Source organism: Streptomyces sp. NPDC059373, assembly GCF_042751495.1.
Taxonomy (GTDB): Bacteria; Actinomycetota; Actinomycetes; order Streptomycetales; family Streptomycetaceae; genus Actinacidiphila.
In genome coordinates this window covers 423,019-448,723 of record NZ_JBHYXC010000002.1, presented here as the reverse complement: position 1 = coordinate 448,723, position 25,705 = coordinate 423,019, and the positions used below count along the sequence as shown (strand labels likewise).

Annotated in this window: 28 protein-coding genes; 14 read left to right on the top strand and 14 right to left on the bottom strand. The window is 69.1% G+C overall.

The annotated features are described in order from the left end of the window. Positions 1-7: 7 nt before the first annotated feature. Together ACFXJ5_RS06285 and thiC are read right to left on the bottom strand one after the other, a co-directional pair. The gene (locus ACFXJ5_RS06285; protein ID WP_384627578.1) at positions 8-1,189 is read right to left on the bottom strand and encodes a helix-turn-helix domain-containing protein; all 1,182 of its coding nucleotides are present in this window, start codon (positions 1,187-1,189) and stop codon (positions 8-10) included. Between the two features lie 130 nt (positions 1,190-1,319). After that, positions 1,320-3,104: a phosphomethylpyrimidine synthase ThiC gene (thiC, locus tag ACFXJ5_RS06280; RefSeq protein ID WP_384627575.1), complete on the bottom strand. Its 1,785-nt coding sequence runs from the start codon at positions 3,102-3,104 to the stop codon at positions 1,320-1,322. A 184-nt stretch (positions 3,105-3,288) separates the two neighbouring features. Between thiC and ACFXJ5_RS06275 the strand changes: the two genes are divergently transcribed. The 3 genes from ACFXJ5_RS06275 to ACFXJ5_RS06265 all read left to right on the top strand — a co-directional run bounded on the left by ACFXJ5_RS06275 (position 3,289) and on the right by ACFXJ5_RS06265 (position 6,407). Beyond that, the gene (locus ACFXJ5_RS06275; RefSeq protein ID WP_384627572.1) at positions 3,289-4,581 is read left to right on the top strand and encodes a YibE/F family protein; all 1,293 of its coding nucleotides are present in this window, start codon (positions 3,289-3,291) and stop codon (positions 4,579-4,581) included. A 12-nt stretch (positions 4,582-4,593) separates the two neighbouring features. Further along, complete coding sequence (locus ACFXJ5_RS06270; RefSeq protein WP_384627569.1) at positions 4,594-4,794, top strand: hypothetical protein; 201 nt, start codon at positions 4,594-4,596, stop codon at positions 4,792-4,794. A gap of 143 nt (positions 4,795-4,937) precedes the next feature. Continuing rightward, positions 4,938-6,407 carry an SPFH domain-containing protein gene (locus tag ACFXJ5_RS06265; protein WP_384627567.1) on the top strand — a complete coding sequence of 490 codons (1,470 nt, stop codon included), beginning with the start codon at positions 4,938-4,940 and terminating at the stop codon, positions 6,405-6,407. A gap of 103 nt (positions 6,408-6,510) precedes the next feature. Here ACFXJ5_RS06265 and ACFXJ5_RS06260 read toward each other — a convergent pair whose 3' ends face one another. Next, positions 6,511-6,726 carry a DUF5326 family protein gene (locus ACFXJ5_RS06260; protein WP_384627564.1) on the bottom strand — a complete coding sequence of 72 codons (216 nt, stop codon included), beginning with the start codon at positions 6,724-6,726 and terminating at the stop codon, positions 6,511-6,513. A gap of 164 nt (positions 6,727-6,890) precedes the next feature. Further along, positions 6,891-7,217, bottom strand: coding sequence for a cupin domain-containing protein (locus ACFXJ5_RS06255; protein WP_384627561.1), 327 nt, complete (start codon positions 7,215-7,217; stop codon positions 6,891-6,893). 48 nt (positions 7,218-7,265) lie between these two features. Here ACFXJ5_RS06255 and ACFXJ5_RS06250 point away from each other — a divergent pair, with 48 nt between their 5' ends. From ACFXJ5_RS06250 to ACFXJ5_RS06235, 4 genes are all read left to right on the top strand, one after another. Next, positions 7,266-7,643 (top strand): phage holin family protein, encoded by a 378-nt coding sequence (locus ACFXJ5_RS06250; protein WP_384627559.1) that lies wholly within the window; start codon positions 7,266-7,268, stop codon positions 7,641-7,643. Positions 7,644-7,717: 74 nt separating this feature from the next. After that, positions 7,718-8,854 (top strand): cystathionine gamma-lyase, encoded by a 1,137-nt coding sequence (locus tag ACFXJ5_RS06245; RefSeq protein ID WP_384627556.1) that lies wholly within the window; start codon positions 7,718-7,720, stop codon positions 8,852-8,854. Positions 8,855-9,097: 243 nt separating this feature from the next. Beyond that, positions 9,098-9,994, top strand: a complete 897-nt coding sequence (locus ACFXJ5_RS06240) for a LysR family transcriptional regulator (RefSeq protein ID WP_384627553.1) — start codon at positions 9,098-9,100, stop codon at positions 9,992-9,994. Positions 9,995-10,061: 67 nt separating this feature from the next. Continuing rightward, the gene (locus ACFXJ5_RS06235; protein WP_384627551.1) at positions 10,062-10,571 is read left to right on the top strand and encodes an NUDIX domain-containing protein; all 510 of its coding nucleotides are present in this window, start codon (positions 10,062-10,064) and stop codon (positions 10,569-10,571) included. Positions 10,572-10,585: 14 nt separating this feature from the next. On the opposite strand, the gene ACFXJ5_RS06230 is transcribed toward ACFXJ5_RS06235, so the two are convergent. Then, on the bottom strand, positions 10,586-12,040 hold the full coding sequence (locus ACFXJ5_RS06230; protein ID WP_384627548.1) for a globin domain-containing protein: 1,455 nt from the start codon (positions 12,038-12,040) through the stop codon (positions 10,586-10,588). A gap of 191 nt (positions 12,041-12,231) precedes the next feature. Further along, entirely contained in the window at positions 12,232-12,882 is a 651-nt protein-coding gene (locus ACFXJ5_RS06225) for an HAD family hydrolase (RefSeq protein ID WP_384627545.1), read from the bottom strand. A 59-nt stretch (positions 12,883-12,941) separates the two neighbouring features. On the opposite strand from ACFXJ5_RS06225, the gene ACFXJ5_RS06220 reads away from it, so the two are divergent. Next, complete coding sequence (locus ACFXJ5_RS06220; protein ID WP_384627542.1) at positions 12,942-13,820, top strand: GNAT family N-acetyltransferase; 879 nt, start codon at positions 12,942-12,944, stop codon at positions 13,818-13,820. On the opposite strand, the gene ACFXJ5_RS06215 is transcribed toward ACFXJ5_RS06220, so the two are convergent. Continuing rightward, positions 13,817-14,389 (bottom strand): carboxymuconolactone decarboxylase family protein, encoded by a 573-nt coding sequence (locus ACFXJ5_RS06215; RefSeq protein ID WP_384627539.1) that lies wholly within the window; start codon positions 14,387-14,389, stop codon positions 13,817-13,819. The two genes, ACFXJ5_RS06220 and ACFXJ5_RS06215, sit on opposite strands and share 4 nt — an antisense overlap. A gap of 71 nt (positions 14,390-14,460) precedes the next feature. Here ACFXJ5_RS06215 and ACFXJ5_RS06210 point away from each other — a divergent pair, with 71 nt between their 5' ends. After that, complete coding sequence (locus ACFXJ5_RS06210) at positions 14,461-14,829, top strand: winged helix-turn-helix transcriptional regulator (RefSeq protein ID WP_384627538.1); 369 nt, start codon at positions 14,461-14,463, stop codon at positions 14,827-14,829. A gap of 7 nt (positions 14,830-14,836) precedes the next feature. Here the strand turns inward: ACFXJ5_RS06210 and ACFXJ5_RS06205 are convergent, their stop codons facing one another. Further along, positions 14,837-15,295, bottom strand: coding sequence for a carboxymuconolactone decarboxylase family protein (locus tag ACFXJ5_RS06205; protein ID WP_384627535.1), 459 nt, complete (start codon positions 15,293-15,295; stop codon positions 14,837-14,839). Between the two features lie 74 nt (positions 15,296-15,369). Between ACFXJ5_RS06205 and sigJ the strand changes: the two genes are divergently transcribed. Continuing rightward, positions 15,370-16,254: an RNA polymerase sigma factor SigJ gene (gene sigJ, locus ACFXJ5_RS06200; protein ID WP_384627532.1), complete on the top strand. Its 885-nt coding sequence runs from the start codon at positions 15,370-15,372 to the stop codon at positions 16,252-16,254. 35 nt (positions 16,255-16,289) lie between these two features. Here sigJ and ACFXJ5_RS06195 read toward each other — a convergent pair whose 3' ends face one another. Next, the gene (locus ACFXJ5_RS06195; RefSeq protein ID WP_384627530.1) at positions 16,290-16,724 is read right to left on the bottom strand and encodes a VOC family protein; all 435 of its coding nucleotides are present in this window, start codon (positions 16,722-16,724) and stop codon (positions 16,290-16,292) included. A gap of 51 nt (positions 16,725-16,775) precedes the next feature. Then, the gene (dnaB, locus tag ACFXJ5_RS06190; RefSeq protein ID WP_384627527.1) at positions 16,776-19,187 is read right to left on the bottom strand and encodes a replicative DNA helicase; all 2,412 of its coding nucleotides are present in this window, start codon (positions 19,185-19,187) and stop codon (positions 16,776-16,778) included. A gap of 443 nt (positions 19,188-19,630) precedes the next feature. Between dnaB and ACFXJ5_RS06185 the strand changes: the two genes are divergently transcribed. Then, positions 19,631-21,037 (top strand): MATE family efflux transporter, encoded by a 1,407-nt coding sequence (locus tag ACFXJ5_RS06185; protein ID WP_384627525.1) that lies wholly within the window; start codon positions 19,631-19,633, stop codon positions 21,035-21,037. Positions 21,038-21,093: 56 nt separating this feature from the next. Here the strand turns inward: ACFXJ5_RS06185 and rplI are convergent, their stop codons facing one another. The 4 genes from rplI to rpsF form a co-directional block, all read right to left on the bottom strand. Further along, a complete protein-coding gene (gene rplI, locus ACFXJ5_RS06180) occupies positions 21,094-21,543 on the bottom strand; it encodes a 50S ribosomal protein L9 (RefSeq protein WP_384627522.1) in 450 nt (149 codons plus the stop codon). A gap of 17 nt (positions 21,544-21,560) precedes the next feature. Next, positions 21,561-21,797: a 30S ribosomal protein S18 gene (gene rpsR / locus ACFXJ5_RS06175; protein WP_026250812.1), complete on the bottom strand. Its 237-nt coding sequence runs from the start codon at positions 21,795-21,797 to the stop codon at positions 21,561-21,563. Positions 21,798-21,842: 45 nt separating this feature from the next. Further along, positions 21,843-22,445, bottom strand: a complete 603-nt coding sequence (locus ACFXJ5_RS06170; protein ID WP_384627520.1) for a single-stranded DNA-binding protein — start codon at positions 22,443-22,445, stop codon at positions 21,843-21,845. Between the two features lie 63 nt (positions 22,446-22,508). Continuing rightward, positions 22,509-22,799, bottom strand: a complete 291-nt coding sequence (gene rpsF / locus ACFXJ5_RS06165; protein ID WP_329315540.1) for a 30S ribosomal protein S6 — start codon at positions 22,797-22,799, stop codon at positions 22,509-22,511. A gap of 257 nt (positions 22,800-23,056) precedes the next feature. Here rpsF and ACFXJ5_RS06160 point away from each other — a divergent pair, with 257 nt between their 5' ends. The 3 genes from ACFXJ5_RS06160 to ACFXJ5_RS06150 all read left to right on the top strand — a co-directional run bounded on the left by ACFXJ5_RS06160 (position 23,057) and on the right by ACFXJ5_RS06150 (position 25,649). Beyond that, positions 23,057-23,386: a hypothetical protein gene (locus ACFXJ5_RS06160; protein ID WP_384627517.1), complete on the top strand. Its 330-nt coding sequence runs from the start codon at positions 23,057-23,059 to the stop codon at positions 23,384-23,386. A gap of 89 nt (positions 23,387-23,475) precedes the next feature. Beyond that, positions 23,476-24,597 (top strand): lipid II:glycine glycyltransferase FemX, encoded by a 1,122-nt coding sequence (locus ACFXJ5_RS06155; protein ID WP_384627515.1) that lies wholly within the window; start codon positions 23,476-23,478, stop codon positions 24,595-24,597. A 20-nt stretch (positions 24,598-24,617) separates the two neighbouring features. After that, complete coding sequence (locus tag ACFXJ5_RS06150) at positions 24,618-25,649, top strand: alanine racemase (RefSeq protein WP_384627512.1); 1,032 nt, start codon at positions 24,618-24,620, stop codon at positions 25,647-25,649. Positions 25,650-25,705: the final 56 nt, after the last annotated feature.

The window sequence follows — 25,705 nt, the reverse complement described above, 5'->3', positions numbered from 1 at the left end:
CAGGGTGTTACATAGGCACGCCTATAGCATCCGCGAGACTCCGCATCTCAGGCGTGAGCATGCGTCGCTTGGCGATGACACGGCCAAAAATGTCGCGCGCGTAGCGCTGATTGGGAAGCCACTGAGGGGCCGTAGCCTGAAGGCCCTGCAAGATCTCAACCGTCTTCGCGTAGTCACGCGAGCGAGCGTGAGCTTCGGCCACATCCAAAAGGTGCCGATTCCGGTTGTTGGAAGTGGGGCGCATCCCCTCCGTGGGGATGCGGGCGGCGAGCTTCAGCACCAAATCCGGCCGATCAATGATCATGGCATTCTCGGTGCGCTTCAGTGCCACCGTCACGGGCCCGAAGGCCTTGAGGAAGTCGTCGCCGGGGGCGAATTCGCGGCCCATTGCCACGGCTGCCGAGTTGGCATACCGCAAGGCTTCCTCCGCTTCACCAGGTCGGTTGTCCCGGATAGCCGCAGCCGAAGCGCGAAGCAGCAGCCACCCCCAGGCACTCAGCTCTTCCGGAGTCGCACGTGAGATTCGCGGCTCCACTTCGTCAGCCCATCGGATGGCAAGCTCTCGGGCCTCGGAGAGACGTCCCTGACGGAGCAATAGCCAGCACTGGGTATTGATGGTCGCAGCCCCTTGAAGACGGTCCGAAGCGTCGTCCAGTGACCGCCTGAGGGCCGTTTCAGCCGCTTCGAATTGCCGTGTCTGGGTCAGCAACCACCCAGTGAGCTGCATGAGCCGTACGCGCAGGGCCCGCCCTTCAGCGCCAGTTTCCGCAAGAAGGTCAGCATCACGAATCAGCGGGGGGAGAATGGCGCGAAGCTCTGCGAACCGGTCGCCGGAGAAGAGCGGAAGCGTCGAATCAATGGCTGCTCGAACCCCCGGAATCGTAGGTTCTTCCTCCAAGGAGTAGCCGTTCACAGGAGCAGTGAGGGCAGACCGAATCGGGTCCCACAGATCCGCCGTGTCCCCGTTCTCAGTGGAGTCACCACCCTGATCAACCATGAGGCCTGTAGTCGGCAAGCGCAGAGCCACGGCCAGGCGTCGGACGGTCTCAAGCCGAGTGTCCGCCCGCTCTCCTTGCTCCAATTTTCTGATCAAGGAAAGGGAGACGCCGGATTCAGCCGCAAGCTGACGCTGTGTCAATCCACGCCGCTTCCGGATCTCCTGAAGTCGCCTGCCGATGTTGGCACTCATAGTTCGAGAGTAAAGCGATCCGGGTACGGCCGTAGACGCTTCGGCGAGCTGACCCCTGCCCCAGCGACCCGGCACAGCTGAGGGCAGCCCAGTGGGGTCCCCACGATCAGGACCCCACCGAACTACTTGATCATTCCGCTAGCGGCAGGTAGACCCTGTTGCCCGAGGCGGCGAACTCCTTGGACTTGGCGAGCATCCCCTCTTCGATCTCCTCGTCACTGGCCGGACCGGCCAGGTCAGGGGCGAACTGCTCTGTGATGCTTCTACTAATTTTCATCGAGCAGAACTTGGGACCGCACATCGAACAGAAGTGCGCAGTCTTCGCCGGCTCGGCGGGCAGCGTCTCGTCATGGAAGGACCGCGCCGTGTCCGGGTCGAGGGCCAGGTTGAACTGGTCCTCCCACCGGAATTCGAAGCGGGCGTCCGACAGCGCGTCGTCCCAGGCCTGCGCGCCCTCGTGGCCCTTGGCCAGGTCCGCCGCGTGGGCCGCGATCTTGTACGTGATGACGCCGGTCTTCACGTCGTCGCGGTCCGGCAGGCCCAGGTGCTCCTTCGGCGTGACGTAACAGAGCATCGCCGTGCCCCACCAGGCGATCATCGCGGCGCCGATCCCCGAGGTGATGTGGTCGTACGCGGGTGCGATGTCGGTGGTCAGCGGGCCGAGGGTGTAGAACGGCGCCTCCTCGCAGATCTCCTGCTGGAGGTCGATGTTCTCCTTGATCTTGTGCATCGGGACATGGCCCGGACCCTCGATCATCGTCTGGACGTTGTGCCGCTTGGCGATGGTGTTCAGCTCGCCGAGCGTGCGCAGCTCCGCGAACTGCGCCTCGTCGTTGGCGTCGGCGATCGAGCCGGGGCGCAGTCCGTCGCCGAGCGAGTACGTGACGTCGTAGGCGGCGAGGATGTCGCAGAGCTCCTCGAAGTTCTCGTAGAGGAAGCTCTCCTTGTGGTGGGCCAGGCACCACGCGGCCATGATGGAGCCGCCGCGCGAGACGATGCCGGTCTTGCGCCGGGCCGTGAGCGGCACGTACCGCAGCAGCACGCCGGCGTGGACGGTCATGTAGTCGACGCCCTGCTCGGCCTGCTCGATGACGGTGTCCCGGTAGATGTCCCAGGTCAGCTCCTCGGCCTTGCCGTCGACCTTCTCCAGGGCCTGGTAGAGGGGCACGGTGCCGATGGGGACGGGGGAGTTGCGCAGCACCCACTCGCGGGTGGTGTGGATGTTGCGGCCGGTGGAGAGGTCCATGACGGTGTCGGCGCCCCAGCGGGTGGCCCAGGTCATCTTGTCGACCTCCTCCTCGATGGAGGAGGTGACGGCGGAGTTGCCGATGTTGGCGTTGACCTTCACCAGGAACCGCTTGCCGATGATCATCGGCTCGATCTCGGGGTGGTTGACGTTCGCCGGGAGGACGGCGCGTCCGGCGGCGATCTCCTCGCGTACGACCTCCGGCGAGACGTTCTCGCGGATCGCGACGTACTCCATCTCCGGGGTGATCTCGCCCCGGCGGGCGTACGCGAGCTGGGTCACCGCCTGCTGTCCGCCGGAGCCGGTACGCCCGCGCCTGGGCAGGCGGGGGCGGCCGGGGAAGACGGCGTCGAGGTTGCGCAGGCCGCCACGCGGTGAGGTGTGCTTGAGGCCGTCGTCCTCGGGACGGACGGGACGGCCTGCGTACTCCTCGGTGTCGCCGCGGCCGATGATCCAGTTCTCCCGCAGCGGCGGCAGGCCGCGGCGGACGTCGGTGGTGATGTTCGGGTCGGTGTACGGGCCGGATGTGTCGTACAGCGTCACATCGCGGCCGTCGGTGAGGTGCACCCGCCGGACCGGGACCCGGATGTCCGGGCGCGATCCGTCGACGTAGCCCTTGTGCGACCCGATGAGGGTGCTTTCAGGCGTGCGTGCATCCTGCATGGTCATGAGACCCACTCCCTACGCCGGCATTACCCGGTAACAGGTTCAGCGGTCGGCGCAGCTGCGGCCCTCCGGCCGGTCGTCAGCGCCCTCTCAGCCCGGTGCTCCGAGCTCCCGCGGTTTGCAAAGGTGTCACAACGCTAGCGGGTCCGGCCTGACGCACACCAGTGGGTGTTGCGATGATCGGGCCGTGGACTCCGACTCCGATCACTCGCACGCTCACGCCCATGGGCACAGTCACGGCGGTCCGGTGCATCCGGTCTCGAAGCACCTGCGGAAGGTCATCGCAGCGATTCTGGTGCCCTTCGCCGCCGCGGTGGTCGTCGGGATGATCGTGCTGTGGCCCGGCGGTGTGCCCGCGCACCAGCGGACCGGGGTCGGCTTCGACCAGCAGACGCAGTCCGGGCAGGTCGTCAAGATCGACGACGTGAAGTGCTCGGACGTCAACGCCGGCGGCGGCAGTACGACGTCCGACGCCTCGCCCTCGCCGTCGGCCTCGCCGTCCGCCGCGGCGGACATCTGCAAGAAGGCGACCATCGAGGTCACCACCGGCAAGGACAAGGGCCGCACCTTCATCGAGGTCGTCCAGCCGACCCAGTCCCGGCAGTACAGCCTGAACCAGAAGGTGCTGCTCGCGTACGCGCCCAACGCGCCGAAGGACCTGCAGTACTCGGTGACCGACGTCGACCGGGCCTTCCCGTTGTGGCTGCTCGCCGGGATCTTCGCGGTCGCCGTCGTCGTCATCGGGCGGATGCGCGGCCTGCTGGCGCTGGTCGCGCTGGTCATCAGCTTCGCGATCCTGTCGCTGTTCATCCTCCCGGCGATCCTGCAAGGCGACAATCCGCTGCTGGTGGCGGTGATCGGCAGCAGCGCGATCATGCTCGTCGCGCTCTATCTGTGCCACGGCCTCAGCGCCCGCACCTCGGTGGCGGTCCTGGGCACCCTCTTCTCGCTGATGCTGATCGGTTTCCTCGGGTCGGTCTTCATCTCCTGGACCCATCTGACCGGCAACACCTCGGACGAGACCGGCACCATCCACGCCCTCTACCCGAACATCGAGATCCGCGGTCTGCTGCTGGCCGGCATCATCATCGGCTCGCTGGGTGTGCTCGACGACGTGACGGTGACCCAGACCTCAGCGGTGTGGGAGCTCAAGGACGCCGATCCGGGCGCCAGTTGGCGCAAGCTGTACCGGGCGGCGATGCGCATCGGCCGCGACCACATCGCCTCGGTGGTCAACACCCTGGTCCTGGCCTATGCGGGCGCGGCCCTGCCACTGCTGCTGCTCTTCTCGATCGCGCAGCGCAGCGTACTGACGGTCGCCGGCAGCGAGCTGGTGGCCGAGGAGATCGTACGGACCCTGGTGGGCAGCATCGGCCTGGTCGCCTCGGTGCCGCTGACGTCGCTGCTGGCCGCCCTCGTGGTGTCGGCGGACCGCGACAATGGCCGTAGCAGCGGGGGCCGTCGGCGTCGCGCGAAGTGAGGGGGCCATGCCGTGATCGGACTGCAGGGCAGGGTGACGGGGACGGTCGGGCCGGGTCTGGTGGGCGAGGTCATGGTGCAGGTGCGCGGCGGCGCGGAGGCCTTCCTGGCCTATCCGGTGACGCCGGGGGAGCGGATGGAGCCGGGCACGCTGGTGGTGGTCGTGGAGTACCAGGCGCCCCGTACGGTGTATGTCGCTCCCGCGTACGGATGACGCGTCGTCACCCCGCGCTGAACTGGGGCGATCCAACTGTGCATCAAGATTGCGACAAGGATGCGTAAGCGTCTTCACGGCCGGTCGCCACAGGCGCACACTCCCGTACGCGGCTCCAGTTCGGGGCCATCGTAAGGGGGCGTATGCCGATGCTGATCGGCGCCGTGGCGGGAGTGGTTCTCGCCGCAATCATCATCCTGGTCGGGCTGTTCAAGCTCATGTGGCGGGTGGCCGAGCCCAACGAGGCACTTGTCATCTCCGGTTCCAGGCACCGTATGGACGGTCTGGAGGAGGGGCTGGGGTTCCGGATCGTCACGGGGCGCGGAACGCTGGTCGTTCCGGGCGTGCAGGCGGTCCGCAAGCTGTCGCTCGACCTGAACCAGGCCGAGCTGCTGGTGGACTGCGTGACCAAGCAGGGCATCCCGCTGAAGGTGCGGGGTGTGGTGATCTTCAAGGTGGGCGACGACTTCGTGTCGATCGCGAATGCCGCCCGCCGCTTTCTGGACCAGCAGAAGTTCATGGGGGACCGGGTGCACAACGTGTTCTCCGGTCATCTGCGGTCCATCGTCGGCGGACTGACGGTCGAGGAGATGATCCGCGACCGCGAGAAGCTGACCGCCCAGACCCGGGCCGCGTCCGGCTCGGAGATGGAGAAGCTCGGCCTGATCATCGACTCGCTGCAGATCCACGAGATCGAGGACCCGACCGGTTACATCCGCAATCTGGCGGCCCCGCACGCCGCCGCCGTCCACCGTGACGCCCGTATCGCGCAGGCCGAGGCCGACCGGCTGGCCACCGAGGCCGAGCAGAAGGCCGCCGCCCGTATGTCGGAGGCGACCCGCGACAGCGAGATCCTGCAGGCGGGCTACCAGGCCGAGCGCGACAAGGCGGCCGCCAAGGCCCAGCAGGCCGGCCCGCTGGCGGAGGCCGCGGCCCGGCAGGAGGTCGTGATCCAGGAGACCCGGGTCGCCGAGCTGGAGGCACAGCGGCGCGAGCAGCAGCTCCAGGTGGATGTACGCAAGCCGGCCGACGCCGCCGCGTACGAGACCCGCACCCGGGCCCAGGGTGACCGTGACGCGCGGATCTCGGCGGCCGAGGCGAAGGCCAGGGAGACCGAACTGGCGGCCACCGCGGAGGCGAACCGCGTGAAGGTCGCTGCCGCCGCCCAGGCCGAGATGACCCGGGTGAGCGGTCAGGCCACCGCTGCCGCCACCCGCGCCACGGGTGAGGCGGAGGCCGCGGCGACCCAGGCGCGCGGTCTCGCGGAGGCCGAGTCGGCGAAGGCCAAGGGTCTCGCCGAGGCCGAGGCGATCAAGGCACGGGCCGCCGCACTCGCCGAGAACCAGGAGGCGGTCGTCGCCCAGCAGCTCGCCGAGAACTGGCCCGAGATCGTCCGCGCCGGGGCCGAGGCCTTCGGCAACGTCGACCACATGGTGCTGCTCAACGGTGCCGACGGGATGTCCGAGATGTTCGCCAAGGCCCTCACCATGGGCGGCACCGGCCTCGGCCTGGCCCGCCAGCTGCTGGCCTCGATGGGGAGCACGGACGGCGTCGTGCCGTCCGCCCCGTCGACGAACGGCTCACGGCCCGAGCGGGTCTCCGTAAAGGAGTAGCCGTGAAGAAGTAGCTGCGAAGAAGTAGCTGCGCGCTGGCTGGACCAAGCGCCGGACGGACCTGTTTCACGTGAAACACGCGAAACGTCGCCCGTCCGGCGCTTCACCAGGTGTCGCGAGAGTCGGAGGAGGACGAGGTGAACTTCTTCACCACGAACACCAGACCGCCGACCAGGGCAGCGAAGATCACAACCTTGAAGAGCAGGCCGAACAGCAGGCCCAGCAGACTGCCGACGAGGCCGCCGAAGACGACGATCGCGAGCACCGGGATGGCGACCCACTTGACCCACCAGGGCAGGCCGCCGAGAAGTTCCTTCACCGTTTCCTCCGTAGTTTCGAATCTGCCTCCAGGCTAGGCCCGCAGGACCTCAGGGTGCAGGCTCCCCAGACCCTATGCGTCCCTGACCTTCCCCCTAGGGTCTGTCTTGTGGATCTCCGCGGCGTCGCGTGCCCTGGCACCAGCGCTCGCGGCGTTGTCGTCAGTCAACGACGCTCCCCCTCGGGCGGAGAGAAGACCACCAGCACCTTCAGGTCCTCGGTGATGTGGTGGAAGCGGTGCGGCACCCCGGCCGGGACGTAGACGACGCTGCCGTTGGCCACGTAGGTCGTCTCCTCCCCCAGGGTGATCGCCGCCCGGCCGCTCACCACCAGGTAGATCTCGTCCTGCGCGTGCGGCTTCTGCGGATCGAGCTCGCCGGACTTCAGGGCGTACAGCCCTGCGGACATGTGCCGTTCGCGCAGAAAGCTGAGGTATGCCCCGTCGTTGGCGGCGCGCTCCGCCTCCAGATCATCCAGCCGGAATACCTTCACGCTCTTCAGCCCCTTGCCTCTACGATCAGTTCTGCGACGATCTCAGCCATGAAGAACTTCGTCGTCAAGACGCTCGCGAACGCCGTGGCCCTGGGTGTGGCCATCTGGCTGGTACAGAACATCACACTCACCGGTGACAGCACCGGTCACAAGGCACTCACCCTCGTGCTGGTCGCGCTGGTCTTCGGCGTCGTGAACTGGCTTGTGAAGCCGATCGTGAAGTTGCTGTCCTTCCCCCTGTTCATCCTGACCCTCGGGCTGATCACGCTGGTCGTGAACGCCCTGATGCTGCTGCTCACCTCCTGGCTGTCCGGCAAGCTCAGCCTGGACTTCCATGTCAGCGGCTTCTGGGCTGCCGTCCTCGGCGGTCTGATCATCAGCATTGTCTCGTGGGCCCTGCACATGGTCCTGCCCGACGAGGACTGACCACGCCTCGCGGCGGGAGCCGCTCTCATCGGGTTGGATGGGGACGCACGCAGTTTCGACCCATGGAGGCGGCCATGACCGAGTACGACGACACGCCCGGCGACAGCACCCGCAGCGTGCACGCCGGGCGGCCGCCGGCCGAGGCGTACGAGCCCTCCCTGCCGGGCCCCGTCTTCGCCGCGCACTACCACCTGCCGGGTGAGGCCACCGGGCCGTACACCTATGGGCGCGACGAGAATCCGACGTGGACGCTGCTGGAGCAGGCCCTGTCGTCCCTCGAGTCGCCGGACGCGCCGGCGGAGACCCTGGTCTTCTCCTCCGGCATGGCCGCGGTCTCCTCCGTGCTGCTGTCGCTGGTCGGTGCGGGGGACACGGTCGTGCTGCCGTCGGACTGCTACCAGGCGACCCGCTCGCTCCAGAAGCGCCTGGAGTCCTACGGCATGACCGTGCGCCTCGCACCCACCCCGGGCGACGCGCAGCTGGACGTACTGGACGGCGCCAAGCTGCTGTGGATCGAGACGCCGTCCAACCCCGGCCTGGAGGTGTGCGACATCCGCCGTCTCGCCGACGCCGCCCATGCGGCCGGGGCGCTGGTCGCGGTGGACAACACGCTGGCCACGCCGCTCGGACAGCGGCCGCTCGAACTGGGGGCGGACCTCTCCGTCGCGAGCGGTACGAAGGCGCTGTCGGGCCACGGCGACCTGCAGCTCGGTTACGTCACCACCCGCAACCCCGAACTGGCCGCGGCCGTAAGGCTGTGGCGCAAGACGGTCGGCGCGATCCCCGGGCCGATGGAGAGCTGGCTGGCTCACCGGTCGCTGGCCACGCTGGCGCTGCGCGTCGACAAGCAGGCGGTCAACGCCCTGGCGCTGGCGGCGGCGCTGCGGGAACGCTCCGAGGTGACCGGTCTGCGCCACCCGGGACTGCCGGAGGACCCGGCGCACTCGGTGGCGTCCGCCCAGATGAACCGCTTCGGGAGCGTGGTGTCCTTCACACTGCCCGACCGGGAGTACGCCGAGCGCTTTCTGGGGGCGCTGCTGCTCACCACCGAGGCGACCAGCTTCGGGAGCGTGACCAGCACGGCCGAGCGGCGGGCCCGTTGGGGCGGCGACGCGGTGCCGGAGGGGTTCATCCGCTTCTCGGTGGGCGTGGAGGACGCGGCCGACATTGTGCGGGATGTGACGCATGCCCTGGATGTGGCGGGAAAGTAGAACGTCAGGCGATGCTCCGTAGAAATATCTACGCACGCCCTACGCAGAATGGGTGGCCCGAGCCTCCCCCCTCGTGGCTCGGACCACCCTGCCCATATGGCGGATGTGCCGAGATCCGCTCGAACAAGGCTAGTTGACTCTGCGTCAGTGTCCAATCACAGAATCAATGCAGACCTATCGATATATTTATCGTTGCGGACCTCATGACACCGGTTCGTGGACTCCACAACAAGGGGGCGCCCGATGGATCTGGCTCTGCTGCGCACGTTCGTGACGGTGCACCGAGCCGGTTCCTTCACCCGGGCCGCCCAGCTGCTCGGCCTGTCCCAGCCGGCCGTCACCGGCCAGATACGCACTCTTGAACGCCAGGTCGGCCGCCCGCTGTTCCACCGCCTGCCGCGCGGGGTGGCACCGACGACCATCGGCGACGAACTCGCCCACAAGGTCGCCCCGCACCTCGACGCGCTCCTCCAGATCGCCGAGCACGAACTGGACGACGAGTCCGCCAGTCGAACCCTCCACCTCGTGGGCCCGCCCAGCTTCACCGCGTTACGTGCGCTGCCCGCCCTCGCACCGCTGGCCAGCGACGGCCTGGAGCTGCGGGTCACCATCAGCCGCGAGGAAGAGGCGCTGGCCGGCCTCGCCGCGGGCCACCACGACCTGGCCATCGGCACCGTGCAGCCGCGCGACCGGCTGCTCGCCGCCACCCCGCTGTGGGACGAGGAGCAGGTGCTGATCGCCTCGCCGGCCTGGCTGGAGCGGATCGGCGGTCCCATTGCGGTCCGTACGCACGGGCCTTCGGCCCTGGACGACGTACCGGTCATCTCGTACGACGAGTCGCTGCCGCTGCTGACCCACTACTGGTCGGCGGTCTTCGACGCCCGGACCTCGCACGTCCCCGCGGTCGTCGTGCCCGACCTGCGGGCGGTCCTGGAGTGCGTGATCGCCGGGGTCGGCATGGCGGTCCTGCCGCGCTATCTGTGCAGCGAGGCCATGACGCGCGGCCAGGTCAGCGCCCTGCTGGACCCGCCGCTGCCGCCGCTGCGCACGTACTTCCTGTCGGTGCGGGCCGGGACACTGGCGTTGCCGAACATCGCGCGGGCGCACGACCACCTGCTGCGCGCCGCCGGCGCCTGGTGAACCGTACGTTCCGGATTTGCCGCCCCGGAGGCGTTTGCCGCCACCCGTGCCGCGGCAGATCTCAGGCATGCCCCCGGACATCGAAGCACCGGCCACCGGGGCCACCCGGCCCGTGGTCAAACGCACCGCCCGCGCCATCCTGCTCGACGGTGATTCCCTGGTCCTCATCAAGCGCACCAAGCCCGGACTCTCCCCGTACTGGATCACGCCCGGCGGCGGTGTCGATCCCGGGGACGCCACGATCGTCGACGCCCTCCACCGCGAGCTGGACGAGGAGCTGGGCGCCAAGGCCACCGATGTCGTCCCGGCCTTCGTCGACACGATCGAGCACATCGCGGAGGACGGCTCGCACGGCGTCAAGGTGCAGCACTTCTTCGTCTGCCGCCTGGAGTCGATGGACCCCGACCGGCGGCACGGCCCCGAGGTGGAGGAGCCCACCGGCGAGTACGACGTCGTACGCGTGCCCTTCAGCCGGGTCGGGCTGGCCTCGGTCGAGATCGTGCCGCTGACGCTGCGGCACTACCTGGACGCGAACATCGAGGGCGTCCTGGGGCTGCTCTCACCCGACCTGGGCTGACGCCGGGGTCGCTGCTAGTCGCCTGCCGCCACCAGTTCCTCGACCCGGTCGTGCCGGATCCGCCGCGAGGGGATGCCGCTGCGTACCAGGGTGTCGACGCCGCTGCGGATCATGCCGGGCGGCCCGCTCAGATACGCGTCGTACTCATGCCACGGCCCGAACTGCCCCACGATCTCCGGCAGCGGGCCGTCCACTACGGCCCGCACCGACAGCCACGAAGAATGCTTGCCCTGCAGACGCAGCATCGTATCCAGGTCGTAGAGGTCGTGGTCGGTGCGGGCGCCGTAGTAGACCTCGACCGGACGCTTGCGGCCGTGCTCGGCGACATCCTCGACCAGCGCCTTGATCGGGGCGATGCCGGTGCCGCCGCCCAGGCACAGCAGCCCGCTGTCAGTGCTGTGGTCCACAATCATGGAACCGGCCGGAGGACCGAGCCGGATGACATCGCCCGGCCGGGCCCGGTGCACCAGCGCGGTGCTCACCCAGCCCGCCGGGACGGCCTTGACGTGGAAGGACAGCAGGCCGTCGGGACGGGGGGCGGATGAGAAGGAGTAGTGCCGCCACACACGCGGCCACCAGGGGGTCTCCAGGGCCGTGTACTGGCCCGCGAGAAAGGGATACGGCCGGTCGGCGCGGACCGTCACCACCGCTATGTCGGAGGTGCGGCGCTCGTGCGAGACGATCTCCGCCTGCCACCAGGGCGGGGAGTGCCGCTCGTCCTTCGCCGCCGCGTCGATCATGATCTGCGAGATCGCGGTGTAGGCGCGCACCCAGGCGGCCTCGACCTCCGGGTTCCAGATCGCCGACGCGTAGCGGGTGAGCGCGCCGATCAGGCACTCGCCGACGGCCGGGTAGTGCTCGGGCCGGGTGCCGTACTTGCGATGCCCCCGGCCCAGGTTGGCCAGGTACTCGGTCAGCACCTGGCCGTTGTCGATGTGCTCGGCGGCGGTGAGCAGGGCCTTCAGCAGCCGGTCCCGCTGAGCGTCCATCGCCGCCGGGAACAGCTCGCGCAGCTCCGGGTGCCGGATGAAGAGCAGAGCGTAGAAGTACGACGTCGTCTTGTCGGCGACCGGGCCGACCTCGGCCATCGTGCGGCGGATCAGCACCGCGTCCGGCGACGGCTCGGGCTGCCCGGCTGCCTTCGGGGGCTCCGGGGCTTCCGGCGCGCCCGGGGCTTGGGGCGCGCTCGCGGCTTCCGGCGCGCCCGGGGCTTCCGCGGTGGCGGGACGCTGCTCGGGCACCCGCTCCGGCTTCTCGGGAGGCGCGGGCCGGGGCGGAGGCGGCATACGGGACGTGCTGCTGCCGACCGGGCGTATCGGTATTCGGGTCTGCCCGGGGACTTGCCCGGGGGCCTGCCCCGGCGCCCGGGCAGGCGGCGCCGCGCCCGGCTGCTCGGGGCGGACGGGCCTACGGGGCGTGAACCAGCCCGAGCCGTCAGGTTCGGCCGAGTTGGTGGTCACAGCGTCCATGGTCAGCTTCGTTTCCGTACGTCGGCCGCAAGTCCTGCCGGGTAAGCCTGCCACGGAGATTCAGCCGCACCGGACAAAGTGCCGGAAGTACGGGAAAGGGGGATACCAGCGGCGCTAGGCTGTCGCGCTCGCGGCTTCTCTCCGCGCAGAACGCAGTCGACCCTACCCGGAGCCGCCGACTCCACAAGGGCTCACGGATTCTCGTGATCCATGCCACGCGTCATTTCGTATGCTTCCCGGAGATCGTCGCCGTTGTAGGCAAATGTGGCCAAATCACGCACATAGTGGTCGCCGTTGACCGCAACCGACACCGGCACCGCCGCGAACAGCGCCGTGTCCGACAGCGAGTCCCCGTACGCCACGCAGTCCGCCCGCCCGACCCCGTACCGCGCGCAGAGCTCGTCGGCGACCGTCACCTTGGTCTCCGGCAGCATGATCCCCGCCCGGTCCAGTACCGCCCCCGACGGGAACGGCACCTCCGGGAAGCGGGAGGCCCGCGCCTCGTGCGCACCCCAGTCGCGCAGCCGCCGTACGAAGAACTCCGGCGACAGCGACACCACCGCGCAGTACTCCCCGCGCGCCGTGATGTCCGCCCACACCTCCCGTATGCCGGCCAGCCACGGCGAGCGCTCGAAGGCCGCCGCCAGGTGCGCCTCGGTCAGCACCGCCCACAGCTCGTACGCGCGCTCCGCGTAGCCCGGCGGGTCGATGACACCCCGCCCCAGCGCCGCCTCCAGCTCCCGGAACTCCTCGACCAGGCCGATCTCCCGGGCGATCTCCATGCTCGCCGACGACCCCCGCATCAGCGTCCCGTCCATGTCGAAGATATGCAGCCGTGCCACGCCGTACCCCTCCCGAAATCCGGATGCCCGCCGCACCCCCACCAGGGCATTCTGCCTTTATGACGAAACCCCCCATCCGCCGACTGACCCTCGCCGACGACCTGGCCGACTGCCTCGAGCTCGCCGTCAGCCGCGACTGGGGCCCCGAAGACCACAAGTGGCGCTTCCTCTTCACCCATGGCGAGGTCTTCGGAATCGACGCGCCGGACGGCGACGGCCTGGCCGGCACCACCATCCTCACCCGCTACGGCAGCACCCTCGCCGCCGTCAGCATGGTCGTGGTCGCGGCCCGTTACGAAGGCCGAGGCTTCGGCCGCCGCCTCATGTCACACGTCATCGACCAGGCGGGCGACGCCACCGTCACCCTCCACGCCACCGACCGGGGCCGCCCCCTCTACGAGAAGCTCGGCTTCCGCCCGATCGGCACCGTCATCACGCACGTCGGCCGCTTCACACCCCCCGCCGACCATCCGTCCGGGACGGGGACGGTCCGCCCGGCCACCGAGGCCGACCTGCCCGCCCTCCTCAGCCTCGACGCCGACGTCTTCGGCGCCGACCGCGCGCCGCTGCTGCGCCGGCTCCCCCACTTCGCGGAACACACCGTCCTGGCCGAGCCGGAGTCACCCGACGGCACGCTCACCGGCTACGCCGCCGCCTGGCGGAACATCGACACCCTCGTCATCGGCCCCGTCATCGCCGACACCCCTGCTACCGCCCGCCAGTTGATCGCCGCCCTCGCGCGCACCGCCGGCCCCGACACCGCCGTACGCCTCGACCTGCGCACCGACCGCCCCGCCGACACCGACGGCCTCCACCACTGGGCCGCCGCCCACGGAGTGCTGCCCGGCTTCCCCAACACCCTCATGGTGCTGGGCGATCGCGACCTCCCCGGCGACGACCGCCGCCGCCACACGCCCCTCATGGTCGCCCTCGGCTAGTTCTGGCCGGCGCAGTCGCCGAAGCGCGGGGCGCCGGGCTCGGGCGGGAGGCGGGTGGCGCGGGCCAGGAAGGCGATGGCGTGGTACCAGCCGCAGAGGGTGATGAGGTCGAGCAGCTGCTCGCGGCCGAAGTGGGTGATGAGCCGCTCCCAGAGGGCGTCGGGCACGTCGGCGTCGGCGTGGAGGGCGTCGACGAGGTCCAGCAGCAGCCGGTCGCGCGGCTCGCTCCAGCAGGGGTCGGCGCTCGTGCCGTGGGTGAGGGAGCCGATCTGTTCGGGCGTGAGAGCCGCGCGCGCGGCGAAGTGGGCGACGTGGACCCCCCATTCGTACTCGCAGCCGCAGCGGGCCGTGGTGCGGTCGATGACGATCTCACGGTCGCGCAGCGTCAGTCCGGGGTGCCGCGCCAGCTCGTACGCACCCCAGTCGTGCATCGCTTCGGCGAGCGGCAGGTTGCGGGCCAGCATGCGGAACAGGGCGATCGGTTCGGCGCCGGGCGGCATCATACGGCCCAGGATGTCGGCGGCGTCCGGGTCGTAGGGGGCTTCGAGGGGCGGGATCCTTGCGGTCATCCGGGGCCTCCTGGGCCTCTTCGCGCTCCTGGTGCTTCGGAATCAGAAGCACTTGGCCCTACGCTAGCCGCATGGGAATCCCCGAACCAGGCCGCCCCGTACGCGGATCGACCACCGGACGGCCGTTGATGGCGGCCCTCGACCTCTTCGGACGGCGCTGGGTGCTGCGTGTCCTGTGGGAGCTGCGGGAGGGCGGCGAGTCCGGTTTCCGCCCGCTGCAGGCGCGCTGCGACGGCATGTCGTCGAGCGTGCTCAGCCGGCGGCTCGTGGAACTGGAGGCGGCACGCCTCGTCGAGCGCGGCGCGCAACCCGGTGCCGGGTACCGGCTGACCGCGCTCGGCCGCGAGGCGGTGGAAGCGCTGGGCGGGCTGTCGCGGTGGGCGGACCGCTGGGCGGCGGACGCCCCCGGCACCCGCGCCCCCGCCCCGCGCCGCGACTGAGCCCCCGCTACCAGGTCACCGCGCCCGCGACCTGCTTGGTGGTGGCGTTGAGCCGGTTGAAGAGGTTGGTCACGCCGATCCAGAGGAGCAGGGCCGCGAGCTGCTGCTCGTCGTAGTGGTCGGCCGCCTCGTCCCAGATCTCGTCCGGCACCGGATCGGCCCGGTCGGCCAGCCGGGTGGCCGCCTCGGCGAGCGCCAGCGCGGCACGCTCGGCGTCAGTGAAGTAGGGCGCCTCCCGCCAGGCCGCCACCGCGAACAGCCGCTCCTCGGTCTCCCCGGCCTTCCTGGCGCTGCGCGCGCCCCCGTCGACGCAGAAGCCGCAGCCGTTGATCTGGCTCGCGCGCAGATGCACCAGCTCCAGCGTCGCGTCCGGCACACCCCCCTTCTTCGCGGCCTTGAGGATGGCCAGGATGGGCTCCATGGCGTCGGGGATGACCAAGGCCGGGTTCTTCATACGTGCTTGCATGACTGTTCTCCTGTCACATCCACCGGGTTCTGCTCGTCATGGCTCTGACGGAACGCGACGGAAGAATGTGACCGATGGACACACACGAATTCCTGGCAGAGCGCTTCGAGGAGAACCGCACCCACCTGCGGGCGGTGGCCTACCGGATGCTCGGCTCCCTCAGTGAGGCCGACGACGCCGTGCAGGAGGCCTGGCTGCGGCTCAGCCGCTCCGACACCAGCGACGTGGAGAACCTCGCCGGATGGCTCACGACGGTCGTCGGACGGGTATGCCTGGACACGCTCCGCTCGCGCCGCGCCCGCCGCGAGGAGCCCTGGGACGTACATGTGCCGGAGCCGATCGTGAGCCACGCCGACCGGATCGACCCGGAGCACGAAGCGCTGCTGGCGGACTCCGTGGGTCTCGCCCTGCTCGTGGTGCTCGAGACGCTGGCCCCCGCCGAGCGGCTCGCGTTCGTCCTGCACGACATGTTCGCCGTGCCCTTCGACGAGATCGCCCCCGTCGTCGACCGCACCCCGGCCGCCACCCGCCAACTCGCCAGCCGCGCCCGCCGTCGCGTCCAGGGAAACGCCCCGGTCCCCGACGCCGACCTCTCCCGTCAGCGAGAGGTCGTCAACGCCTTCCTCGCCGCCTCACGGGGCGGAGACTTCGAGGCGCTACTCGCGGTTCTCGACCCGGACGTCGTGCTGCGCGCCGACGGCGGTGTCATGTCCCAGGGCCTGTCCAAGATCGTGCGCGGTGCGCGGACCGTCGTCGAGCAGGCGCTCGCCTTCTCCCGCTACAACGCGTACGCCCGGCCCGTGCTGGTCAACGGAACCCCCGGGTTCATCACCATCCCGAACGGGCAGGCGTTCGCGGTCATGGGCTTCACCGTCACCAACGGCAGGATCGTCGAGATCGACATCCTCGCCGACCCCGCGCGCCTCAGCCGGATCGATCTGACCATCCTCGACGACTGATCCCGGTGTAGGTTCTCAGCCTCCGGCCCGGCCCCTCAGTCGAGACAGAACTCGTTGCCCTCGATGTCCTGCATCACGAGGCACGACTCGTTGTCGCCATCGGCACGCAGTAGTCGCACGCGTACCGCGCCGAGCGCGACAAGTCGTGCGCATTCGGCCTCAAGTGCGGCCAGGCGCTCTTCACCCACGAGCCCGGTGCCGACCCGCACGTCAAGATGCAGCCGATTCTTGACGACCTTGCCTTCGGGAACGCGCTGGAAGAACAGTCGCGGGCCCACACCTGAGGGATCAGCGCATGATGCGAACGCTGGACCCTGATGCTCAGGCGACAGCGAGCGATCGAAATCGTCCCAAGTAGCAAACCCCTCCGGCGGCGGTGCGACGTACCCCAACACCTCGGACCAGAAACGAGCGACGCGCTCAGGTTCTGCGCAGTCGAAGGTGACTTGGACCTGCTTGATCGATGCCATCGGTCCACCGTAGTGGCGCGTCCTGTTCGCCGAGAACCTACACCGGGCCTTCTACGTCTGCGCCATGTCCACAAAGCGGGAGTAGTGGCCCTGGAACGCCACCGTGATCGTCGCCGTGGGGCCGTTACGGTGCTTGGCGACGATCAGGTCGGCCTCGCCCGCGCGCGGGGACTCCTTCTCGTAGGCGTCCTCGCGGTGCAGCAGGATGACCATGTCGGCGTCCTGCTCGATCGAGCCCGACTCGCGGAGGTCGGAGACCATCGGCTTCTTGTCGGTACGTTGCTCGGGACCACGGTTCAGCTGGGACAGCGCGATCACCGGGACCTCCAGCTCCTTCGCCAGCAGCTTGAGGTTTCGGGACATGTCCGAGACCTCCTGCTGCCGGCTTTCCGGACGCCGGGACCCGCCGGACTGCATCAGCTGGAGATAGTCGATGACGACCAGCCGCAGATCGTTCCGCTGCTTCAGACGGCGGCACTTGGCGCGGATCTCCATCATCGACAGGTTCGGGGAGTCGTCGATGTAGAGCGGCGCCGCCGAGACGTCCGGCATACGGCGGGCCAGCCGGGTCCAGTCGTCGTCCGTCATGCTGCCGGAGCGCATGTGGTGCAGGGCGACCCGGGCCTCGGCCGACAGCAGGCGCATCGCGATCTCGTTGCGGCCCATTTCGAGGGAGAAGATGACGCTGGGCATGCCGTTGTTGATCGAGCAGGCGCGCGCGAAGTCCAGGGCCAGCGTGCTGTTGTGGGTCGGCACCATCGAGCGGGTGGCCAGGTACAGGTGTTCCGGATTGTCCACCTGGACGCAGCGAACCGGGACGCTCTCGATCTCTCGCGCATCGGTGATGAAGCGCTGCGACAGCTTGGGAGTGCCACGTCGTCGCCGCTCGGCGTGCACTCGTCGCTTTCGCTCCAGCCCGAAGACATCATCGGACGTAGTGAAATTGACGATGTACGCGATGGATGACTTCTCGGTGCGCCCCTTGACGGTCTTGGTCGTCATGCCGCAGCGGTAACCGAGACCCACAAGAAGCTCACGGAATCCTTCCGCCAGGACCCGATTGGTGACTGTGAACTGAATCGAACCGGTGTTGGTGACCGTTCCGTCAGTGTCCAGTAGACCGGCCAGCAACGCCCTCCGCTGCGCGATGGAACCGCGCAGGTACTCCTGTGGAATGTGCTTGTCGCCCAGGACGCCCAAGTCACGAAGCGCCGTCCGGAGACTGCCCCGTGCGGCTTCACTGTGGCCATCGCCGAGCCATGCACCAAGCGTGTACGGCGGAACAGGCAGCTTCTGATCTAGGAGATCAAGAGGGGCCGCGTTCTTCACGCTATGGTTCAGCCGCTGGTCAGCCAGGCTCGTACAACGCAGCGTGGCAGCGATCTCTTTGGTCGTCCTGACCGCAGCGTGAGTTCTCTGGCGATCCGGACTGTTTTCCCGAGCCGACCGCCGTGAGGCCCTGGTGTCGGTGAGCCACTGATGATCCGCGTCAGCGACGACTGCCGTCCCGTCGTCGAAAGTGACTTCGTAACAGGGACGCCCGACCATGACGTCGGTGGCGGCGACCACCCGGGTCGGTGTCCCGTCGGCAGCGAGCAGCAAGTCTCCGACGTTGACCTCGCCCATGGTGGTCCACCCGGCAGGAGTGGGGAGCACAGTGTCCAGAGCCAGCGCCTTTCCCATCGCGGGCCGGGCCGCGATGACGATCATCTGGCCGGGGTGGAGACCGTTGGTGAGGGAGTCCAGGTCGGTGAATCCCGTCGGGACGCCGGACATCTGGCCGCTGCGGGAGCCGATGGCCTCGATCTCGTCGAGGGCGCCTTCCATGATGTCGCCGAGCGGGAGGTAGTCCTCGGAGGTGCGCTGTTCGGTGACGGCGTAGATCTCGGCCTGGGCGGAGTTGACGATCTCGTCGACGTCGCCGTCGGCGGCGTAACCCATCTGGGTGATGCGGGTGCCGGCCTCGACCAACCGCCGCAGCACCGCCCGTTCGTGGACGATCTCGGCGTAGTACTCGGCGTTGGCGGCGGTGGGGACCGCGTTGACGAGGGTGTGGAGGTAAGGGGGGCCGCCGACCTTGGTGAGCTCACCGCGCTTGGTGAGCTCGGCGGCGACGGTGATGGGGTCGGCGGGCTCGCCTCGGGCGTAGAGGTCGAGGACGGCGGCGTAGATGGTCTCGTGGGCGGGCCGGTAGAAGTCGGCGCCCTTGAGGACCTCGACGACGTCGGCGATGGCGTCCTTGGAGAGCAGCATGCCGCCGAGGACGGACTGCTCGGCGTCCAGGTCCTGCGGGGGTACGCGCTCGAAGCCGCCGGCGAAGGCGTCGTCACGGCGTTTGTCGCCGTCGCGGGAGTCGTCCTTCTTACGGAAGCGGGAGACGGGGAGGCGGTCGCCGGGGCCGTTGTCCGGGGGGAAGGGGGGTTCCTCTCCCCAGTGGTCGTCCGCGGGTTCGGGCTGGCTCACCCCCGTCACCTCCTCCCGAGCGGCGGACCGCTGTGTGCTTGTTGTTGCTTACGCTTTCTTACGCCACAGCGCTGACAGTCGAGCCCTGTGGGGAGGGCAGCGGCGCGTCGGGTGACGGTCCACGGTAGGGGTGTATGGCGCCGTCAGCCAAGATGGTTATCCACAGGGGTTGGGGAAGCCTGGGGATGAAAGAGGCCATGCCTGTGGAGAAGCCCCTCCAACCTGTGTACAGGGCGGGGGACAGCCACGTGGACAAGCACACAATCACCCGATGATCAGCCATCTGACCTGCGAGTTCCTCATCCACCCACTGTGGACAAGAAAAACTTCCCCGGTCGGCTCAAGATCCTGACAAACGGCACGGAGGAGATCACGCTACGCAGTCGCCGGTAATAGACAGGCGCTACTTGCGGTCATTACATGTGGATGATTACCCTGAGCGAATGACACAGGCACCCGATGATCTCCGCGCCGCCCCCGACCGGGCGCCCCGCCGCCACGACCGGGAGATCATCGCCCTGGCCCTCCCTGCCTTCGGAGCGCTCGTCGCCGAGCCGTTGTTCCTCCTCGCCGACAGCGCCATCGTGGGCCACCTCGGTACCCCGCAGCTCGCCGGGCTCGGTGTCGCCGCGACCCTCATCGCGACCGCCGTCGGGGTCTTCGTCTTCCTCGCCTACGCCACGACCGCCGCCGTCGCCCGCCGGGTCGGCGCCGGCGACCTGCCCACCGCGATCCGCCAGGGCATGGACGGCATCTGGCTCGCCCTGATCATCAGCGCCGTCGTCGTCGCCGTGGCCATACCCGCCGCCCCGGCCCTCATCGACCTGTCCGGCGCCTCCGCGACCGCGGCGCCTTACGGGGTGACGTATCTGCGGATCAGCTCCCTCGGCATCCCGGCGATGCTCGTCATCTTCGCCGCCACCGGCGTCCTCCGCGGACTCCAGGACACCCGTACGCCGCTCTACGTCGCCGTCGCCGGCTTCGCCGCGAACGCCGGGCTCAACGTCACCCTCGTCTACGGTGCCGGGCTCGGCATCGCCGGCTCCGCGTGGGGCACGGTCATCGCCCAGAACGCCATGGCGGCGGTCTACCTCACGGTGGTGGTCAGGGGAGCCCGCCGGCACCTGAGCGGCGCAGCCGAGACGCAGCGGAGTCGAGGCGGAGCGCGACCGGGATGGTGGGAGTCGCTGCGGCCCGACGCCGCCGGGATCCGGGCCTGCGCAAGGGCCGGGGGGCCGCTGCTGGTGCGTACGCTCTGCCTGCGGGCGATCCTGGTGATCGCGACCGCCGTCGCGGCCCGGATCGGCGATGTCTCCATCGCCGGCCACCAGGTCGCCTTCACCCTGTGGACGCTGATGGCCTTCGCCCTCGACGCCATCGCCATCGCCGGGCAGGCCATCATCGGCCGCTACCTCGGCGCCGACGACCCGGCCGGCGCCGCGGCGGCCTGCCGGCGCATGGTGCAGTGGGGTATCGCCTCCGGCGTCGTACTCGGCCTGCTGGTGGTCGTGTCCCGGCCGCTGATCGTGCCGCTGTTCACTTCGGACCCGGCGGTGCGGGACGTACTGATGCCGGTGCTGCTGATCGTCGCGCTGTCCCAGCCCGTCATGGGGGTGGTCTGCGTCCTCGACGGCGTGCTGATGGGCGCCGGCGACGGCCCGTACCTCGCCTGGTCGATGCTGGTCACGCTCGCCGTGTTCACCCCGGCCGCCTTCGCGGTGCCCGCGCTGGGCGGCGGCCTGTCGGCCCTGTGGTGGGCGCTGATGCTGATGATGCTGACCCGTACGGCCACCCTGGGGCTGCGCGCCCGCTCCGGAAAGTGGCTGGTGACGGGCGCCGTACGCGCCTGAGCAACGCGAAGGGCCCGGAACCGACAGCGGTTCCGGGCCCTTCGTCACGCCTTACGTCAGGCTGCGACAACCTCGACGTCGACCGAGGCCGCGACCTCGGGGTGCAGACGGACCGAGATGCGGTGCGAGCCCAGCGTCTTGATCGGCGAGCCGATCTCGATGCGGCGCTTGTCCACGTCCGGACCGCCGGCGGCCTTGATGGCAGCGGCGATGTCGGCCGGGGTCACCGAGCCGAACAGGCGGCCGGCGTCACCCGCGCGGGTGGCCAGCTTGACCTTGACGCCCTCGAGCTGGCCCTTGACGCTGGTGGCCTGCTCGATGGTGTGGATGTCGCGGATCCGGCGCGCACGGCGGATCTGCTCGACGTCCTTCTCGCCACCCTTGGTCCACGCGATCGCGAAACCGCGCGGGATCAGGTAGTTGCGGGCGTAGCCCGGCTTGACATCGACGATGTCGCCGGCGGCACCGAGGCCGCTGACCTCGTTGGTGAGGATGATCTTCGACATGCTTGATTCACCCTCCCTTAGCGAGCGGTCGAGGTGTAGGGCAGCAGCGCCATCTCACGGCTGTTCTTCACGGCCGTGGCGACATCACGCTGGTGCTGGGTGCAGTTGCCGGTGACCCGGCGGGCACGGATCTTGCCGCGGTCGGAAATGAACTTCCGCAGCAGGTTCGTGTCCTTGTAGTCGACGTACGTGATCTTGTCCTTGCAGAACACGCAAACCTTCTTCTTAGGCTTGCGAGCAGGCGGCTTCGCCATGGTCTCTCTCCAGTATGATCAAGAAGTTTTGGTACGGATCCGCCCCTAGAAGGGCGGTTCGTCCGAGTAGCCGCCGCCGGAGTTGCCGGAGCCGGAGCCGCCGCCCCAGCCACCGCCGCCACCGCTGCCCTGGCCGCCACCGGCCGGAGCGCTGGTCGCCCACGGGTCGTCGGCCGGAGCGCCGCCCTGGCCGCCGCCGGAGCCTCCGCCCCAGCTGCCGCCCTGGCCGCCACCGCCGCCGCTGTAACCGCCGCCGCCCTGGCCGCCGCGCGAAGCGCCGCCACCGGCGGTCTTGGTGACCTTGGCGGTGGCACTACGCAGGCTGGCGCCGACCTCGTCGACGTCCAGCTCGTAGACCGTCCGCTTCTCGCCCTGCGTGGTTTCGTAGGACCGCTGCTTCAGCCGGCCCTGCACGATGACGCGCATGCCGCGCTGGAGCGACTCGGCCACGTTCTCCGCCGCCTGCCGCCAGACCGAGCAGGTGAGGAACAGGCTCTCGCCGTCCTTCCACTCGTTGGTCTGCCGGTCGAAGGTGCGGGGTGTGGACGCGACACGGAACTTCGCGACCGCCGCACCCGACGGGGTGAAGCGCAGCTCGGGATCGTCGACGAGATTGCCGACGACCGTGATGACGGTCTCGCCTGCCATGGTGGGTGACCTCTCGGCGTTTCTTGGCTTCTCGGTTTCCCGATGTGCCTTGAGCCGTCAGGCTCAGTGGGTGTCGGGGCGGAGGACCTTGGTCCGGAGGACCGACTCGTTCAGGTTGAGCTGACGGTCGAGCTCCTTGACAACCTCGGGAGTGGCGTTGAGGTCGATGACCGAGTAAATGCCCTCGGGCTTCTTCTTGATCTCGTACGAGAGACGACGACGGCCCCAGGTGTCGACCTTCTCGACCTTGCCGCCGCCATTGCGGACGACGCCGAGGAAGTTCTCGATCAGCGGGGAGACAGCGCGCTCCTCGAGATCGGGGTCGAGAATGAGCATCAGCTCGTAGTGACGCATGTGGAACCCACCTCCTTTGGACTCAGCGGCCACGGCATTTCCGTGGCAGGAGGGTTTTTCATCGCGTCGCAACGGTATCGCGGGCCACTGACAATCGAGCATGCCGCTCGTTTGGGCAGCGCAGACACCGGTGCAGACGGTACACACTACCCGCACGCGCCTTCCGGTTGAAATCCGCCCCCCAAAGCCCCCAATCTGTACACATCGGGTGTGACCGGCGCCACTGTGCGCCACCTCTCCACGACCGGAGGTTCCCCATGGCACAGGCAGTGCGGCAAGAGTCCCAGCAGCCCACCCACCACCGGATCACCCTCAACACGGACGGGCAGCCCCATCCGCTGGAGAACACCCTGGTCGCGGTCACGGTGACGCTGGGGCTGGTCGCGTTCGTCACGGCCTTCTTCTACAGCCTGCACCTGGTCAGCTCCTGGGCCGGGCTGGCGGGGATCCTGACGGGCGCGTACGGCCAGTACCGCTCGGCGACCACGGCGGAGCGCTTCGCACTGATCATCGGGCTCGGGCTGGCCGGCGTCGGCTTCTACCTGGGCATGGCACACGGCGGCCTCTTCGGCGGCGTAGTGGGGTAGCCCGGCGGGGGCGTTGCCTGTTCGCAGTAGGCTTCGGCGCAGTAAATGGCAGCAAGGCCGTTCAGCCGCAGCGATGGGGAGCGCCCCGCATGAGCTTGACCCTGAGGAACATCAGTCGGGAACAGCACCTGGCGTACATCCAGAGCCTGCCCTCGGCGAGCCACTGCCAGGTTCCGGCATGGGCGGACGTCAAGAACGAGTGGCGGTCCGAGAACCTCGGCTGGTTCGACGACAGGACCGGTGAGCTCGTCGGCGCGGGTCTGGTGCTCTACCGGCAGCTCCCCAAGGTCAAGCGCTACCTGGCTTATCTGCCCGAGGGCCCGGTCATCAACTGGTACGCGCCCAACCTCGACGAGTGGCTGCGGCCGATGCTCGCCCACCTCAAGCAGCAGGGCGCCTTCACCGTGAAGATGGGCCCGCCGGTCGTCATCCGCCGCTGGGACGCCACCGCCATCAAGGCCGGCATCGCCGACCCGGACGTCAAGCGCCTGCGCGACGTCGAGGCCACCGTCATCGAGCCCCGCGCCTTCGAGGTCGCCGACCGGCTGCGCCGCATGGGCTGGCAGCAGGGCGAGGACGGCGGCGCCGGCTTCGGCGACGTACAGCCCCGCTACGTCTTCCAGGTGCCCCTGGAGAACCGCTCCCTGGAGGACGTCCAGAAGGGCTTCAACCAGCTCTGGCGGCGCAACATCAAGAAGGCCGAGAAGCTCGGCGTCGAGGTCGTGCAGGGCGGCTACGACGACCTGCCGCTGTGGCAGGACCTGTACGAGGTCACTGCCGTCCGCGACCACTTCCGGCCGCGCCCCCTCTCGTACTTCCAGCGCATGTGGAAGTCGCTGAACTCCGAGGACCCCAACCGCATGCGGCTCTACCTCGCCAAGCACGAGGGCGAGGCGGTCGCCGCCGCGACGATGCTGATCGTCGGCGGGCACGTCTGGTACTCGTACGGCGCCTCGGCCAACCACAAGCGCGAAGTGCGGCCCAGCAACGCCATGCAGTGGCGGATGCTCCGGGACGCCTACGCGCTCGGCGCGAGCGTCTACGACCTGCGCGGCATCTCCGACTCCCTGGACGAGACCGACCATCTCTTCGGCCTTATCCAGTTCAAGGTGGGCACGGGCGGCCAGGCTGCCGAATACTTGGGCGAGTGGGACTTCCCGCTGAACAAGCTGCTCCACAAGGCCCTTGACATCTACATGTCCCGCCGCTGAGAAAGGTCGCTGCCTTCGCCATGGCGCTCACCCTGTACGTCGACTCCGCACGCTGGCGTGCACACCAGCAGTCCGTGGCTGAGCAGTTCCCGGGCCTCGTCCCCGTCTGCAAGGGCAACGGCTACGGCTTCGGCCACGAGCGCCTCGCCGACGAGGCCACCCGCCTCGGCGCCGACACGCTCGCGGTCGGGACCACGTACGAAGCCGCGAAGACCAAGGACTACTTCAGCGGCGACCTGCTCGTCCTGACCCCCTACCGCCTCGGCGAGGAGCCCGTCCCGCTGCCGGACCGCGCCATACGGTCCGTCTCCTCGGTCGAGGGCGTACGGGGGCTGGTGGGCGCCCGGGTCGTCATCGAGGTCATGAGCAGCATGAAGCGGCACGGCGTTAGCGAGGACGACCTCGTCAAGCTGCACTCCGCTATAGACGACGTACGGCTCGAGGGCTTCGCCATCCACCTCCCGCTGGACCGCACCGACGGGTCCGACGCGGTGGAGGAGGTCTTCGCCTGGATGGAGCGGCTGCGGGCGGCCCGGCTGCCCCTGGGCCGGATGTACGTCAGCCACGTCAAGGCCACCGAGCTCGCCCAGCTCCAGCAGCAGTTCCCCCAGACCCGCTTCCGGGCCCGCATCGGCACCCGCCTGTGGCTCGGCGACCACGACGCCACGGAGTACCGCGGCGCCGTCCTCGACGTCACCCGCATCGCGAAGGGCGAGCGCTACGGCTACCGGCAGCAGAAGGCCGCCGACGACGGCCACCTGGTCGTCGTCGCCGGCGGCACGTCCCACGGGGTCGGCCTGGAGGCCCCCAAGGCCATGCACGGCCTGATGCCGCGCGCCAAGGGCGTCGCCCGGGCCGGGCTGGCCACCGTCAACCGCAATCTGTCGCCCTTCGTGTGGGCGGGCAAACAGCGCTGGTTCGCCGAGCCGCCGCACATGCAGGTGTCGATCCTCTTCCTGCCGAACGACGTCGCCCCGCCGGCCGTCGGCGACGAGCTGGTGGCCCACCTCCGGCACACCACGACGACCTTCGACCGCTCCGTCGACCGCTGAACGCCTGACCTGTCACAGCCCGGAGGGGGCGGCCGCAACGTCGGACTGCGGCCGCC

Coding starts and splice junctions, on each gene's coding strand:
- ACFXJ5_RS06230 (WP_384627548.1), bottom strand. CDS start 12,040: ATGGACGCTGTGACCACCAACTCGGCCGAACCTGACGGCTCGGGCTGG.
- ACFXJ5_RS06185 (WP_384627525.1), top strand. CDS start 19,631: ATGACACAGGCACCCGATGATCTCCGCGCCGCCCCCGACCGGGCGCCC.
- ACFXJ5_RS06220 (WP_384627542.1), top strand. CDS start 12,942: ATGACGAAACCCCCCATCCGCCGACTGACCCTCGCCGACGACCTGGCC.
- ACFXJ5_RS06170 (WP_384627520.1), bottom strand. CDS start 22,445: ATGGCAGGCGAGACCGTCATCACGGTCGTCGGCAATCTCGTCGACGAT.
- ACFXJ5_RS06150 (WP_384627512.1), top strand. CDS start 24,618: ATGGCGCTCACCCTGTACGTCGACTCCGCACGCTGGCGTGCACACCAG.
- ACFXJ5_RS06160 (WP_384627517.1), top strand. CDS start 23,057: ATGGCACAGGCAGTGCGGCAAGAGTCCCAGCAGCCCACCCACCACCGG.
- ACFXJ5_RS06285 (WP_384627578.1), bottom strand. CDS start 1,189: ATGAGTGCCAACATCGGCAGGCGACTTCAGGAGATCCGGAAGCGGCGT.
- ACFXJ5_RS06235 (WP_384627551.1), top strand. CDS start 10,062: ATGCCCCCGGACATCGAAGCACCGGCCACCGGGGCCACCCGGCCCGTG.
- ACFXJ5_RS06155 (WP_384627515.1), top strand. CDS start 23,476: ATGAGCTTGACCCTGAGGAACATCAGTCGGGAACAGCACCTGGCGTAC.
- rpsR (WP_026250812.1), bottom strand. CDS start 21,797: ATGGCGAAGCCGCCTGCTCGCAAGCCTAAGAAGAAGGTTTGCGTGTTC.
- rplI (WP_384627522.1), bottom strand. CDS start 21,543: ATGTCGAAGATCATCCTCACCAACGAGGTCAGCGGCCTCGGTGCCGCC.
- rpsF (WP_329315540.1), bottom strand. CDS start 22,799: ATGCGTCACTACGAGCTGATGCTCATTCTCGACCCCGATCTCGAGGAG.
- ACFXJ5_RS06240 (WP_384627553.1), top strand. CDS start 9,098: ATGGATCTGGCTCTGCTGCGCACGTTCGTGACGGTGCACCGAGCCGGT.
- ACFXJ5_RS06245 (WP_384627556.1), top strand. CDS start 7,718: ATGACCGAGTACGACGACACGCCCGGCGACAGCACCCGCAGCGTGCAC.
- ACFXJ5_RS06250 (WP_384627559.1), top strand. CDS start 7,266: ATGAAGAACTTCGTCGTCAAGACGCTCGCGAACGCCGTGGCCCTGGGT.
- ACFXJ5_RS06215 (WP_384627539.1), bottom strand. CDS start 14,389: ATGACCGCAAGGATCCCGCCCCTCGAAGCCCCCTACGACCCGGACGCC.
- thiC (WP_384627575.1), bottom strand. CDS start 3,104: ATGACCATGCAGGATGCACGCACGCCTGAAAGCACCCTCATCGGGTCG.
- ACFXJ5_RS06195 (WP_384627530.1), bottom strand. CDS start 16,724: ATGGCATCGATCAAGCAGGTCCAAGTCACCTTCGACTGCGCAGAACCT.
- ACFXJ5_RS06210 (WP_384627538.1), top strand. CDS start 14,461: ATGGGAATCCCCGAACCAGGCCGCCCCGTACGCGGATCGACCACCGGA.
- ACFXJ5_RS06265 (WP_384627567.1), top strand. CDS start 4,938: ATGCCGATGCTGATCGGCGCCGTGGCGGGAGTGGTTCTCGCCGCAATC.
- sigJ (WP_384627532.1), top strand. CDS start 15,370: ATGGACACACACGAATTCCTGGCAGAGCGCTTCGAGGAGAACCGCACC.
- ACFXJ5_RS06205 (WP_384627535.1), bottom strand. CDS start 15,295: ATGCAAGCACGTATGAAGAACCCGGCCTTGGTCATCCCCGACGCCATG.